General features: G+C 67.8%; 11 protein-coding genes. 2 read left to right on the top strand and 9 right to left on the bottom strand.

Annotated features, from left to right (window positions below; all coding sequences use genetic code 11):
* Positions 1–54 precede the first annotated feature (54 nt).
* A complete protein-coding gene (locus tag C5E07_RS19110) occupies positions 55–615 on the top strand; it encodes a hypothetical protein (protein ID WP_146080472.1) in 561 nt (186 codons plus the stop codon).
* On the opposite strand, the gene C5E07_RS19370 is transcribed toward C5E07_RS19110, so the two are convergent.
* The 8 genes from C5E07_RS19370 to C5E07_RS02280 all read right to left on the bottom strand — a co-directional run bounded on the left by C5E07_RS19370 (position 585) and on the right by C5E07_RS02280 (position 11253).
* Positions 585–2675, bottom strand: a complete 2091-nt coding sequence (locus C5E07_RS19370; protein WP_258063752.1) for a glycosyltransferase — start codon at positions 2673–2675, stop codon at positions 585–587. The two genes, C5E07_RS19110 and C5E07_RS19370, sit on opposite strands and share 31 nt — an antisense overlap.
* 53 nt (positions 2676–2728) lie before the next feature.
* Positions 2729–4975 carry an N-acetylneuraminate synthase family protein gene (locus C5E07_RS02310; RefSeq protein ID WP_104298296.1) on the bottom strand — a complete coding sequence of 749 codons (2247 nt, stop codon included), beginning with the start codon at positions 4973–4975 and terminating at the stop codon, positions 2729–2731.
* Positions 4972–5727 carry a cytidylyltransferase domain-containing protein gene (locus C5E07_RS02305; RefSeq protein ID WP_104298295.1) on the bottom strand — a complete coding sequence of 252 codons (756 nt, stop codon included), beginning with the start codon at positions 5725–5727 and terminating at the stop codon, positions 4972–4974. Before C5E07_RS02305 ends, C5E07_RS02310 begins: the two co-directional genes overlap by 4 nt.
* On the bottom strand, positions 5724–6764 hold the full coding sequence (locus C5E07_RS02300) for an RNA-binding protein (protein WP_104298294.1): 1041 nt from the start codon (positions 6762–6764) through the stop codon (positions 5724–5726). Before C5E07_RS02300 ends, C5E07_RS02305 begins: the two co-directional genes overlap by 4 nt.
* The gene (locus tag C5E07_RS02295) at positions 6755–7750 is read right to left on the bottom strand and encodes a glycosyltransferase (RefSeq protein ID WP_104298293.1); all 996 of its coding nucleotides are present in this window, start codon (positions 7748–7750) and stop codon (positions 6755–6757) included. Before C5E07_RS02295 ends, C5E07_RS02300 begins: the two co-directional genes overlap by 10 nt.
* 69 nt (positions 7751–7819) lie before the next feature.
* Positions 7820–8362 carry a hypothetical protein gene (locus tag C5E07_RS02290; protein ID WP_181057735.1) on the bottom strand — a complete coding sequence of 181 codons (543 nt, stop codon included), beginning with the start codon at positions 8360–8362 and terminating at the stop codon, positions 7820–7822.
* Complete coding sequence (locus C5E07_RS02285) at positions 8362–9960, bottom strand: polysaccharide biosynthesis tyrosine autokinase (protein ID WP_104298291.1); 1599 nt, start codon at positions 9958–9960, stop codon at positions 8362–8364. Before C5E07_RS02285 ends, C5E07_RS02290 begins: the two co-directional genes overlap by 1 nt.
* A 150-nt stretch (positions 9961–10110) precedes the next feature.
* A complete protein-coding gene (locus tag C5E07_RS02280; RefSeq protein ID WP_104240360.1) occupies positions 10111–11253 on the bottom strand; it encodes a glycosyltransferase in 1143 nt (380 codons plus the stop codon).
* A 221-nt stretch (positions 11254–11474) separates the two neighbouring features.
* Here C5E07_RS02280 and C5E07_RS02275 point away from each other — a divergent pair, with 221 nt between their 5' ends.
* On the top strand, positions 11475–12695 hold the full coding sequence (locus C5E07_RS02275) for an O-antigen ligase family protein (RefSeq protein ID WP_146080471.1): 1221 nt from the start codon (positions 11475–11477) through the stop codon (positions 12693–12695).
* Between the two features lie 310 nt (positions 12696–13005).
* Here the strand turns inward: C5E07_RS02275 and lepB are convergent, their stop codons facing one another.
* The gene (lepB, locus tag C5E07_RS02270; protein WP_181057733.1) at positions 13006–13677 is read right to left on the bottom strand and encodes a signal peptidase I; all 672 of its coding nucleotides are present in this window, start codon (positions 13675–13677) and stop codon (positions 13006–13008) included.
* Positions 13678–13682: the final 5 nt, after the last annotated feature.

Here is a 13682-nt window from a genome sequence, read left to right as displayed (position 1 = left end):
GCTGAAGTCATGCCAGGTCTGATCGCTGCCGTTTGTCGTGCTTGGAGAATCTATGTGCAAGCTGAAGCCGCTTGCGACGATGCCTGCAACCATGTCGGGCTCAAGGAGAACCTTCGGCACATGCTCCGGATTGCATTTCAGCGTGATCGCCTCGAAGACCGTCCTCGTCTGATCCCTGGGTATCAGCCCCCTCTGCGGGAGCGCAGGAAGGTACTCGGCGTCAGCACCGTAGCGCTGAATCCAGTACGCGGAACGATTCGGCACGATCACACGGTCTGGCCGGAATGGTGCGTCGAATTGCAACGCGGAATCACTGCGGATCATCAGACACGGGAATCCCGACAGCACCAGCGCCGTCCGGAGGTTGACGAAGTCCGAGATGAAGGCGACGACAAGAGATGTGCCGCCCGGCACATCCGGTCCGAGCGTGACGTCGTAGCCCCGATCACGGAAACGCGCGAAGAGCTCGAGGATATTGTGCCCGAATCCCGATGCGAACTTCTCGGGATCCTCGTCCGGTCTCCAGTGCCGGGCAACGCTTGCTACCTCTGGATCTTCGCAGTAGAAGTGCCAATTGCCATCGTTCACGCTGACCTCGACTTCCCGAGCGGCTGACCTACCAGCACCAGACGCAGGAGTTCACTCACCGAAGCCGCGCCGGCACTCGGGGAGTAGTGGTCCTGCCAACGCCGCGCGTTCGCGTCCACGTTGCCGTCAAGCCCACGCTCGATTTTCCGCTCGATAGCTGCCGCGAGTGCGAGTGCGTCGCCGGCAGGAAACACGTCGCCGCTCTGCGGCGGAACGATCTCCGGCAAGGCCCCAGCGTCGCTGACGAGCACCGGGACTCCCGCGGCCATCGCTTCGGTCACGACGAGTCCGAACGGCTCGGGCCACACCGAAGGGACCACAAGCAGGTCGATGCGATCGAAGAACGCAGCTGGCGCTACCCAGCCCGGCCGGTCGGTGAGGTGCGCGACGGGCTGCAACGCCTTCTCCACGGCCAGCTGAGCCTGTTTCGAGACGAATCGTGGCTCGCCGGCGAGCAGCAGCCGATAGCGCCCAGGTTTGCGCGCCTCCAGCTCCTGCACGGCGGCGGCCAGCACGTCCACGCCCTTGTCGATGGATGGCCTGCCCAGGAATCCGAGCACGATCGGCGGTCCGCTCGACACCCGGTTGCGTGTGCCGGGGCTCTGGCTCCAGTTCGGCAGCACCGCTGCATTGCCGACGGCGGCCGCCATCGACGCGGATGGCACGAGCGTCGTGAGCGCCTTGAAGCGCGCCAAGGGCTCGAGGACGCGCAGCGCACCCAATGGGCGTTGGTGGAGGTGCACGATTCGACCGGGGTGCCCTGCACTCGCCGCGGCGGGTACGAGCCCGTTGCACCAGAGGACTCCCCGTCGCTGTGCGGCATCCCAGCGGCGGAGCGCGAGCATCCAGGATCCCCGCCCGGCCGCCTCGAGTTCCACTACGCGATGCCCGGCATCCCGCGCCGCAGCGACCAGCTCCCCCGGTTCGGAGGGGCCGACGATGGTCACGTCGACGCCGAGCTCCTCGAGCACGGCGGCGATGTTGAGCAGCATCACCTCTCCCCCGCCGATGTCGCCGTTGTTCGTGGCGATGGTGATGTGGTCCGGGAGGCCGCCCGGCAGGTCGGACGTGACTCCCGCCTCGGCATAGACACCGGCGATGGCTGAGGTCATGTCGGAGACCGACGGCCAGTCGTCGAGCGTCGTGACGGCGTCGGCGTCCAGGAGCGCACGCGCGACCTGCGCGACATCTTCGGCGTCGACGAGTCCGGCCTCCGCGACGATCTCCGGGTTCCCGCCGACTCTGGAGGCCACGACGCGCATCCCACGATTGGCCGCGTCGAGCAGCGAGTAGGAGCAGTTCTCCCAGACCGACAGCTGCGCCAGCACGTCGGCTTCCGCCATGGCCGCGTCGGGGTCCACGAACCCTGGGAAGTCGACGGCGTCGGCGAGGCCGAGGTCGCTGACCCGACGTCGCAGCTCCGCGTCCAACTCGCCGACCCCGGCGATCGTCAGCCTGGCGCCCGGTCTCTGCGCGTGCACGCGAGCGAACGCATCGATGAGCTGCGGGATGCGCTTCTCGGGAGAGAGCCGCGCGAGGGCGAGCACGCGCAGGGAGTCGGAGGCGCGCACCGCGTGCGGGGGCAGCCGGTCGACGCCGTTGTGCACGACGTGCACGTGCTGCTTCGGACCCCACTTCGCGAGCATCGCCTGCTTGGTCGCCTCGGAGACGGCGATGACGCCCTCGAACCGACGGAGCCGCGCTCCGTGCACCCGAGCCATGAGCTGCGACTTCCAGGAGGACCCGTGATAGACGCTGTCCTCGCCGGCGATACCGTGCTCGCTCGTGACGCGCACGGTGCCAGGCGGCAGGGGCGTGGCGGCCACGACGACATCCGCGTACGCGAGATGCGAGTGCACGACAGCAGGCCGGAGGCGGCGCGCCGCCGACCTGAGGGTCCGGATCGACCGGCTCAGGCCGGCGTCTGGCCCGACCCTGCCCACAGCGAGGCGTGCGCCGACAGCACGGAGACGATCGACGAGAGGCCCCTCCGGGCAGAGCACGACGAGCTCGAAACCGGGAATGCCCGCCTCGACCACGTCCAGGACGTGACGCGCGACCCCACCAAGGTCGGCAACAGGGATCACCCAGAGCGCGATCGGCCGCGAAGAGCGGCCTCCGTCAGGTGCTGCCCGTGCCTCTAGAGCCACTTCTCGAGCCGATCGAGCGCCGTCCAGAAGCCCTGGCCGTTGTCGATGTGACCCTGCCAGATCTCAGGGATGAACGGGGCACCCGGCGCGAACTCGTCGAGCTGGCCCGCCAGCAGCGGCCAGTCGACCTCGCCATCGCCGACCTGGACACCCTCGCCGTCGACCCCCGTCGCGTCGACGAGGTGCAGGTGGATGCTGTGCGGCGCGACGAGCTCCGTGTAGTCGGAGAACTGCATCCCGAGGAAGTTTGCCGCGAGCTTCGAGTGAGACACGTCGAAGCAGAGCTTCGTCCCCGTCGTCGCCGAGAACTCCGCAGTGTCATGAGGATCGAGGAAGAGGTTGTGGAACTGCTGGCCTCCCATGAGCCACGGGAACGGCGGAAGCGTCTGCGCCGCGATCCGCACGCCGTCCGTGTCGAGACGCTGCACTGCATCCGCGATCCGCGCGTACATGGCGGTGCGCGCCTGAGCGGGGACGTGCTTGTCCTTCGTGAAGCCGCCCATCGTGACGACCATGATCGGCTCGCTCGAGCGCGTGAACCACTTCTTCAGGCTGCGGGTCGTGTCGATGGTCCGCTGCACCTCGCGGATCGACCGTTCCCAGTGCTCGTCGTCCGTCGATGCGAGGTCGACGAGGAAGTCGCCGGAGAACAGGTCTGGCAGGTGCGTCGTGAAGTCCATGTCGAGGGGCTCCGTGAAGAAGCTGTCGATGTCGACCTCGAGGTCCTTGTACGAGAAGTGGAACTCCAGGAAGTCGGGAGTCGAGTTCTCGATGAGCTTCTTGTAGTCGTGGTACCGAACAGGGAGGCCCCATGGGCGACGGAACTCGAACTCTCGCCCGACGGAAGCGGTGTCGGTGAGGTCGCTCTCGAAGAAGAACTCGCCTTCCGCCATGTCGTGGTTCACCGCGCGACCCACGAGCTCGTCGAGACGGTTCGGCTGCAGTCCGCGACCGGGGCTCTTCACGGCGATGTCCTCAGCTCGGAGCACCTCACCCTCGCGCAGCTCTCGCGCCGCGACCAGCGACTTCGCGAGCGTCGTCCGGTTCATGAGCTCGCCCGTGGACACCTCTCGCGGTGCCGCGTCGCCCAGCGAGAGCTCGATGTCTCGGATCTGCTCGACCATCTGCGCGAACTCGTCCGGGAGCAGCGAGACCGTGTGGTCATTGCCCTCCATACCGCGATCGACGGTGAAGTGCTTCTCGATGATACGCGCCCCGCGTGCGACCGCAGCGACGGGCACGTGCCAGCCGCGCTCGTGGCCCGAGTAGCCGACGATGCTGTCGCCGATCTCCGCGAGCCGGTCGAGGTAGGCGAGGTTGATGTCCTTGAAGGGTGCCGGATATGTCGACTGGCAGTGGAGCAGCGCGAAGCTGGAACCCAGGGAGCGCATGAGCCCGACGGTCTCGAGGATCTCCGACTCCCGGGACATTCCGGTCGACAGGATGAGCGGGAGCCCACGCGAGCCCGCATCGCGGAGCAGCTCGTGGTTGGTGAGGTCGGCGGAGGCGATCTTGAGCCCCTCGATGCCGTAGTCGACGAGCGCCTGGACGCTCGGTCCGTCCCACGGCGTGCACATGAGGTCGACACCGCGGTCGCGCGCATGGTCGAAGACCGTGAACAGCTTCTCCGCGGGGAGCGAGACGCGCGAGAGGAGATCCAGCGTGTACTGCGCTCCGAGGTCTTCGCCTGCCGTCGACCCGCCGCTCTGGCGGTACAGCGCGTCCATGTCCCGCAGCTGGAACTTCACGGCGTCGGCGCCCGCGTCGGCGGCGAGGTCGACAAGTCGCTTCGCGAGGTCGACATCGCCGTTGTGGTTGTTGCCGATCTCCGCGATGACAAACGCGGGGTGGCCGGCGCCGATCTCGTGCCGACCGATGCGCAGCACATCATTGCGGTCGATGGCGACGGCGATCAGGTGGCCCGTCTCGTCGACGAGCGGCAGGTGCGTGATGCCGCCGTGCCCGAGCAGCGGAGCCAGCTCGGACGGCGTCGACGTTGCCGGCGCGGTGCGGGTGCTCGTGTTGGCGACTTCGACGCACGTGACGTCGAGTGAGGCCGTCGGGTTGGCGACGATCCAGCGACGGAAGTCACCGTCGGAGAGCGAGCCGCGCAGACGACCGTGCTCGTCGACGCAGAAGACGATGCGCTGCTGGTTCGCGCTGATCTTCTGCAGACCGACGACGATCGGGTCCTCCGCGAAGACGATGTACGGGGTGAGGTTGCGCTCGAAGATCACTGAGCGGAGTCCTTGTCTGTCGATGCTGCGGTGTGCGCTGACGGAGCGGCGGCCGCGTCAGGATGAAGCTGGGAGAGCTGGTGGTCTGCGATGGAGAGATCGAGCTCGGTGTCGATGTCGACGCCTTCGAGGTCATCCATCTCGAAGATGCCGATCGTGCCACCGAGCCGGTTGTGCTCCCGCTCGTAGATCTCGGTCTTCGTGAGGTAGAGCGAGCCCGTCTCGCGGTAGAACATCTGCGTGCGCTGCAGCTCCTGGCGGCGGGGCCTCGCGCCGATCGTGAAGTGCGCCTTCGGCTGGTCCCCCTCTGCCGCTCCGTACTGCCAGAGGAACGGCGTCTGGGGCACGGCACCCACCATCGAATCGACGCCCGTCGCCGCGAACTGCGAGATCGCACGGTCGATGGTGCCCGGGAGCCGCACGGGCGAGGTCGCCTGCAGGAGCATGACGGCATCCGGTCGTCGCCCGGCGGCCGTGTACTCGGCGATGGCGTGCTCGACCACCGGCTCGGTCGCCGTCGTGTCTTCAGCGAGGTGCGCGGGGCGCAGCCACGGCACCTGCGCGCCGGCTTCCCGTGCGATGGCGGCGAGGGCCTCGTCGTCGGTGGAGACGAGGACATCCATCTGGGGACGCGCCGCGATGGCCTGCTCGATGGTCCAGGCGACCAGTGGCTTTCCGGCGACTCGGCGCCTGTTCTTGCCCGGGATGCCTCTGGAGCCTCCCCGCACGGGGATGACGCACAAGATCCTCATACTGTTTCCTCCAGAATCCGCGAGATGCTCGCGGCTATCAACTGTGCTGGCTCTGTCTGGGGAACAGGAGGGGCAGGAGTCGAATCGCTGCCCCACTGCGAAAGACCATACCGTGTCCAGAAGTCGCGCACCCACTCGGGCGGGTCGACGCACGTCACCCAGGCATCCTGGCCGGCGGCGGCGGCCTCGAGGACCCCCGTGGAGAAGACGGAGACGACCGGCCGGTCGAGGGTCGCGAGCGACTGGCCCGAGCTCTCGAAACGCACTCCGCGCCGCTGCCAGGCGCGGTGCTGCAGACGCGACAGGCGGTCGGTCTCCGCTGGGTGCGGACGATACTCAGCACCGGTCGTCGTGCAGAACGTCCGGGCGGTCCTCGCCGACGTCCACCGAGACAGCTCAGCACCGTGCAGCTGTCCGAGGAAGACGGGAGTCGCGTCTCCGGGACCTTCGGGACGCCCGCGGTTGCGACGCGAGGCATGCCAGAGCAGCTGCGCACCCACGACCTCATGCGTGACATCACCTCGTCCCGACTTCCAGAACTCGGCGTCGTCCTGGGAGAACGCGAGCAGGTGACTGCCGCGAGCCAACGGCGGCGCGAACGGCGTCGTCAAGCCATGCTGGGCCACGACGAACCGTGCCCCGAGCTGCCTGCTCCAGCGGTAGCCGACGGCCCCAGCGGGAAGGAAGTGACCTGCCGCGAAGACGGCACGAACGCCGCGGAGCTCCCCCGGGAGGTCCAGCCCCTCGAGCCGACGGCTCGTCCAGCTGCCGTCGAGCATCCCGCTGAGGTCTTTCGGCGCGAGAACGGCGACCTGTTCGCCTTCGAGGAACCGCAAGGGCTCCGCGTACGCCGCGACCGCACTGGGGGTCGGCACATCGATGAGGACAAGCAGACGCGGTTCGGGCCCGTTGACCATGAGCGTGAACTCCGGCTCCCCAGAGGGACGCCGCACACGGGTCATGATCTGGCGTTTGAGGGACCTCGAATTCTGCCAGCGCTGCCACGCCTCGAGGTCCTCCGGAATGTTCAGTCCCACAGCGCCTCCAATGCTCGAGCGCGGTGCTCGAGGGTGTGCTCGGCCAACGTCCGTCTGCGAGCTGCCTCGCGCACCTGGGCGGCCCACGCGGGCTCGCGCTGCGCGCGACGCGCCGACTCCACGATCTCCTCGACGCTCTCGAACACCAGCACCTCCTTGCCGACGTCGTAGAACTCGCTCACATCGGACCTGTCCACGAGCTCGAGCCCGCCGACGCCTGCGGCCTCGAAGGTGCGCATGGTGAAGCCGTCCTGATTCGCGTGCACGTTCAACGTCGCGAGGCTTCCCGCCATCACGCCGTACGCGGCGCCCCGCGTCAGGTCTCCGCTGGCAGGCACGCCTGCCGACCGGAAGCGTCGCGTCCTCACGACGTCGGAGAGCTTCCGTGACCAGTCGCGGCCGTACGCGCGCACGGGAACTCCAGAGCCCTGGATGCCGCGCACCAGCTGCTCGCGATTCGGGTAGCGGGCACCGACCAGCGTCACCGCCGGCACCTCGACGCGCGCGAACGATTGGCTCGAGTCGAAGCCGAGGGGAACGAAGACGGCATCCGCGCCGTGTTCTCGAAGGAGGCGCACGTCGTCGTGGCTGTAGCTCGCGACGCGACCGGTCGACGCCAGGAACTCCGGCGTGTACCTGGTCCTGCGGATCTCGTCGTACAACCAGACGACGGACGGTACCGACTGTGCGCTCAGAGCCTCCCACCAGGCGTCGCCGAGCTGGTCGCCCTTGATGACGAGGACCGCCTCGAAGGTCTCTGCGCGCAACTGCTCTACTGCGCGCGAGGTGGCCTTCTCCGCCGCGGCACGAGACCGCATCGACTCCGGGAGGTCATGGAGCAGCTTGTTCTGGAATCGATCGGCGAACGTCGCGTGACTGTCGTAGCGATGCACCCTCACCGAATAGCCGATCGACTCGAACGCCGAGGCAACCGCCTTCCAGTACCCGTGGAAGTCGGGACTCACGATGAGCAGGCGCTTCAGCATGCGCCAGCTCCCGCGCAACCCGCACTCGCGCGGCGCCAGCGTGACATGTCCACGTTCATTCCCTCGAGGTCAGGTCGTTTGCAGACGGGGAGTCCGTGCGATCGCGTCGATGCCCGGGAGGATGGTCGCCAGGAGGGCGTCGATCTCGGCGACTGCCTGCTTGGCCACCGCGGGGCCGCGGCCGTACGGATCCGCGAAGTCGAGGTCGCCGCCCGGCGGGGTCTTGACATGCGCGAGGAATGGCAGCGGCGCCGCGCGCCGGGGAATGGTCTCGAGCAGCCGTGCCGCGCTGCGGATCGTGAAGGTGTTTCGGACGGCCTTGGGCGACTCGCTGAGCATCCACGATCGGTGCGCACCCTCGAACGCGAGCACCAGGTCTGCCTCCTTCAGCATGGAGACGTCGACCTGCCGCGCCGCGTGGGGCGTCGGCTCGACGCCCAGCTCACGGACGGCCGCCGAGATCGTCGGGTCGATGTCCTCGCCGACGAGAGCACGGACGCCAGCGCTCGACACCTGCCAGTTGCTCTCAGGCCCGAGCTGCGCACGCGCGAGGAACTCGGCCGCGGCCGAGCGCGCGATGTTCGCGTGGCAGACGAAGAGCAGGCTCGGCACTAAGCGCCTCTGCGCGATCGGCGGCTCTGTGGCTGCTCGGTTGCGACGGCAGTCGGAGCCGAGGACGGAACGGGGCCCGCCTGCGGCTGCACAGGAGCAGCCTGCTCGGTGGCCGGCTGGGCCGGGCGGGAGGGCGAGAGGGACTCCCGCTGCGGTGCGGCCACGTCAGGCTGGGCACCGAAGTGCTCCGAGGGGTCGGTGTGCCCCTTGACCGCCTTGAACTTCGGCATGCCCTTCTTGTCTGCGGTGACGTAGTAGCTGCGGTTGCGGCGGTACTCGTAGCCGTCTGCGCTGTCGCGCGGGGGCACCATGTTGAGCACCGTTCCGAGCATGCGGCTGTGCACCTGCTTGAGCATGTCGCGCGCAGCCGCCACGTCTTCGCGGCGGGTACGACCCGCGGAGGCGACGAGCACGACGCCGTCGACGCGCGTGGACAGCACGGCGGCGTCGGTGACGGGCAGCAGCGGGGGCGCGTCGATGACGACGATGTAGTCCTTGGAGAGCAGGCTCACGATGGACTTCATCGCCTCCGAGCCGAGCATCTCCGACGGGTTCGGGGGGATGCGCCCGGACGGCAGCACGTAGAGCCCGGGGATCTTCGAGCCGACGAGCGCATCCTCCAGCGACACCTGGCCGCTGAGCACCTCGCTCAGACCGATCTTGCCGTCGATGCCGAGGACGGTCGCGACGGTCGGACGACGGAGGTCCGCGTCGATGAGGATCGTCGGCGTGTTCGACTGCGCCAGGACCTGCGCGAGCGAGGTCGCGACAGTCGACTTGCCCTCACCCGCGTTGGCGCTGGTCACGACGATGGAGCGGATCTCCTCGTCGACGCTCGCGAAGCGGAGATTCGTGCGCAGTCGCCGGAAGGACTCGGCGGCGATGGCGTCGGCGTCGTTCGTGCCCCGGTTCTTGCCCATGAGCTGCGGCGACTTCGGGATGCGACCGAGCGTTCCGGCGCCGGAGGCCGTTGCGAGGTCCTTCGAGTCGCGGACCTTGACGTCGAGCGAGCGACGCAGGAGCGCGAAGGCGTAGGCGAGCACGAGGCCGATGGCGCCGCCGATGATGAGATTGTTGCGGAGGTTGGGGCTGACCGGCGACGTTGGCTCGACGGCGTTCTGGAGGGGAACGACGGTGACTCCGGAGGTTCCGCCCCCGACCTGCGTCTCGATCTCCGTGATGACGTCGGCCATCGCCTGCAGCGCCCCGTTGGCCAGCGCGACCGCCGATGAAGGCGTGCTGGCACTGGCGCTGACCTGGATGAGGTTGCTGTTGGGTGCGACCGTCGCGGAGAGGCGACCGGTCAGCGTCTCGCCCGCGGCGAGTCCGGAGTTGGGGTTCTCGGCGATCTTGGCGTACACGGGCTGGCTCGTGATGAGGGGAAGGTACGAGTTCGCCTTGGTGATCGCCTGCTCCGAGCCGTCGATGGACGAGAACTCTCCGGAGCTGCCGGCGATGACGAATCCTGCGGAGTCGGCTTCGTAGACCTTCGGCTGGATCTGCGTGTAGCCGAACGCGGCCAGCAGCCCGACGATGACCCCGATAGCGAGGATCTTCCAGCTCTTGCCGGTGAGACGCAAGAAATCGAGTACCGTCACAGCGCGTACGCCTCTCCTAGACACAACATTCCGCGCACGGGCATGAGACCCGTGCGCGAGGACAACTCACAGTAACAACTGGACGCACCGAACGCCATCCGCTGGCCGTTCATGCGGTCCAGGGATGCGGCATCGCGCGACACGCGCATGTCACTTCTCCCCACGGCGCGTGGCCGCTTCGTCGACGAGTTCGTGCAGCCGCCGCGCGAATGCCTGTTCGGAGAATCCGTGGGCGTGGGCCTTGATGGCCGCGACGTCCCAGACCTGGAAGCGCGAGGCCGCGACGGCGTCCGCGATCGCGGCGGCGGTCGGCACGTCGAAGAAGCGTCCAGTGGCCCCTTCGCGCACGGTGTCGAGGTACCCGCCGGCCCGGAGGGCGATGCTGGGCTTGCCCCACGCCGCCGCCTCGATCACGGTCAGTCCGAAGTCTTCATGCGATGGCGCGATCAGCGCGCGGCTCCTGGCGTACAGCCAGCGAAGGTGCTCGTCGCTGATGCCGGAGACGAGGCGGACGTTGTCCGGCAGCATCGCCGACAGCTCAGCCCGCTGGGGACCGTCACCGACGATGACGAGGCGCTCGTTCGGCAGGCCCGCCACGGCTCGGATCGCGGCGTCCACGTTCTTGTAGGGAAGCAGGCGCGACACGAGCAGGAGGTGCCCACCGCCGCCGACGAAGTCAGCGAGTTCTGGCATTGCGGTTCTCGGCCCGCTGATGTCGACGCTGTGCGGTGGGAAGAGCAGCTCTGACGAACGCCCGTACACATCGGAGACTCGCTGCTGCACGATGGACGAGTTCGTGAGGTAGGTATCGACGCTGGCTGCCGCCTTCTGGTCCCAGCGCTTGAGGAACGGCGTGAGCATGCGCAGGCCCATTCGCGCAGGGGAGAGACGGCCAGCGCCACCGAGGTACTGGTCGCTCAGGTAGAGATAGCGGGCGGGCGAATGGCAGTACGCGATCGTTCTTCCGGTGGTTCGAAACCCGTGCGCCCACCCGGTTGTCGATGCGATGACGACGTCGGCGTCGATGTGCATGCCGGAACTCGCGGCCGCCAGGAGCGGCAGCGCCTTGCGGTGGTCTCTCCGGAGCGGCCCGACCTTGTTCAGCGGGGACGTGACGATGTCGATGTCGCGGAACTCGGGGAACGTCGTCTCCGGCTCGTAGAGCGTCGTGAAGACCTGCGCCTCGGGGAACGCTCGGCTGAGGGAGAGCACAACACGTTCGGCGCCTCCGCGCTGCGTGATGTAGTCGTGGGCGATCGCGACGCGGGGACGCGGAGAGCCAGTCGCGCGCATTCCACCACCTCGGTTTTCGTTCATGGGCCACCAATGGGAGGTGAAATGCAGATTCCCCGAATGCGGATCCTGGAATTCCAGAAACCCGACTCCCCACATTCTATGCAGGCCGGCTCAGCCCTGTGGCCGAGGAGCAACGATCCCGCAGAATCACTTCCCCCCCGGAACCGCTCTGCAGCGGCGCTGTTGGACAGCACCGGCAAACACCGTAGCATCGGAACGTGACAGAGCATTCTCCGTTGGCAGGGGCCATCAGCAAAACTCCGGACTTCGTTCGAGATTCCATCTTTGCCGTCGGCAGCACTCGCATCATCGATGCCGTGCTGATGATGTTCTTCGTCGTCCGCATCGCGACACCCGGCATCGGGCTCCCCGTGAACGACGTCGCCGGACTGCTCCTCGTCGCCGTCGCCGCCTTCCGCCGGCCCACCAGGCAGCTGAGCGGCACGACCTGGTTCGCGGCGATCAGCGTCCTCCTCGTCACGTTCCTCGCCATCGTTGCGATCGCGACGGGCCCGACTCAGGCAGACATCACCCGCCTCGGCCGAATCCTCATCCTGTTCTTCCTTGCCGGCTTCATCGCCAGCGGACGCATCGACATCGTCTCGGGCCTCAAGGGATTCTCGGTCGGGCTGCTCGCCAACATCCCGCTCTTCTACGCGGGGCTCGCCCCGGACACCTACGGCGGGCTCCTCACCGGCTTCCTCAACGACAAGAACGTCGCCGGATTCACGTACGCGATCATGACCGTGCTCCTCTTCCTGATCTACAGGCGCCTCTGGACCCGAATCGCCCTCACCGGCCTCGGCCTGGGGGCAGTGGTGCTGACCGACTCTCGGACCTCGATGGCCGCACTCGCGGCAGCCATCATCTGGCTGGTCCTCGCGCGCTTCCTCGGCCCGTTCTTCCGCGTCGTCCTCGCCGGAGTGCTGCTCGGCGGGTTCTTCTATGCAGAGAACAACCTCTCGCAGGTCGGCGCCTACGCCGCACGTTCCGGATCGGACGAGCTGCGCGACCGAATCGATGCCGCATCGCTCGAGAAGACACTGGCCGCGCCCTGGTACGGCCACGGACTCGGAGAGGCGACCACCGAGGTCGCCGGGGATGTCTGGTTCTTCCACAACTCCTACTGGGGCCTCATCACGGAGGGCGGCTACGCCTTCCTGCTCGCCATCCTCGCGCTCCTCGCGTTCGCTGGATTCCAGTTCCTGGGGAAGGGCAAGCAGACGCCTGAAGCCCGCATCGTCGAGGCCGCGACGATCGTCATCCTGCTCTGCTCGTTCCGTCTCGGAGAGGTGTTCATCACCCTCCCGACCTTCATCGCCATCGGCATCGGCCTCGGGATCTACTCGCAGCGACACTCTGACTGGCTCGTCCGTCAGGCGGCAGCGGGCCCGGAGGTCGAAGGGGCGCTCTTCCCCATCCAGCAGCGCGTCAGCTAGGTCGCCGACCCGGCAGCGTCCGGCAGCGCACGAGACGACGAAGCGCCCGACCCGCACGAGGCGGGTCGGGCGCTGTGCTTCCAGCGCAGGGGGCCGAGCTGGAAGCGTCTGGGCCGGGACGCGTCTCCCCAGACACGAGACCCGACCTGCGCCGCGAAGCGGCGGCCGGTGCCCCCAGGCGCCAGCATCGCGACAGCACGTCCATTGTGCTGCGAACGCGGATACCGCTCACGCGAAAGGGAGATTCTGGCGCAAGTGGGGCACGAAACGGCAGCAGATGCCGCGCCCACCGCGCCGGGCCGCTGACGGGTCAGACGGCGCCGAACCGCGGAAGCGGCCACACGATGGAGAAGACCTCGCCCACGACGTCGTCGTCGCGGACCGTGCGCAGGCAGGAGGCGTCCACTCCTCCGCCGCGGCACGCGGCGAGCGAATCGGAGGAGTTGGTGCGGTTGTCTCCGAGGACCACGATCTGGCCTTCCGGCACGGTGAACTCGTCGAAGCAGCGCAACGAGGCGGGAGACGTGGAGCAGTCGAGCGTGCCTGGCACGAACTCGAAGTCGAGGTCGACGTAGGAGCTCTCGTCGAGCACGGTTCCGTCCACGACGATGCCACCTGTCGCCGGGTCGACCGCCATCGTCTGACCTCCGGTCGCGATGACGCGCTTCACGAGGATGTGCGAGAAGCCCTGGCCGATGCCGAAGACCTCCCCCACCACGCGTGCGGCGAATCGCAGCGGATCGCTGGGAGCCTCGGGCGGCGCCTCGTCCCACGTGTCAGAGGCCGCGAACACGACGATGTCACCCGTGATCGGTTCGGCGTCACCCAGGTACGCGAGGCGATTGACCAGGATGCGGTCGCCGACGGCGAGCGTGTCGTCCATGGAGGCGGACGGGATGGCGTACACCTTGACGAAGAACGCCTGCACGAGCGCGAGGACCGCGAACGCGGCGACGAGATGGAAGAGCGGATGCGACGTCACACGTC

Origin of the sequence: Pseudoclavibacter sp. RFBJ3, assembly GCF_002931375.1 — a bacterium.
GTDB lineage: Bacteria > Actinomycetota > Actinomycetes > Actinomycetales > Microbacteriaceae > Pseudoclavibacter.
The sequence above is the reverse complement of the archived record's forward strand: the minus strand, read 5'-3'. Positions and strand labels throughout refer to the sequence as shown.

Excerpts from the sequence above, each read along its gene's own strand:
- C5E07_RS02305 (WP_104298295.1), bottom strand. The coding sequence starts at position 5,727 with ATGAGGATCTTGTGCGTCATCCCCGTGCGGGGAGGCTCCAGAGGCATC.
- C5E07_RS02295 (WP_104298293.1), bottom strand. The coding sequence starts at position 7,750 with ATGCTGAAGCGCCTGCTCATCGTGAGTCCCGACTTCCACGGGTACTGG.
- C5E07_RS02280 (WP_104240360.1), bottom strand. The coding sequence starts at position 11,253 with ATGCGCGCGACTGGCTCTCCGCGTCCCCGCGTCGCGATCGCCCACGAC.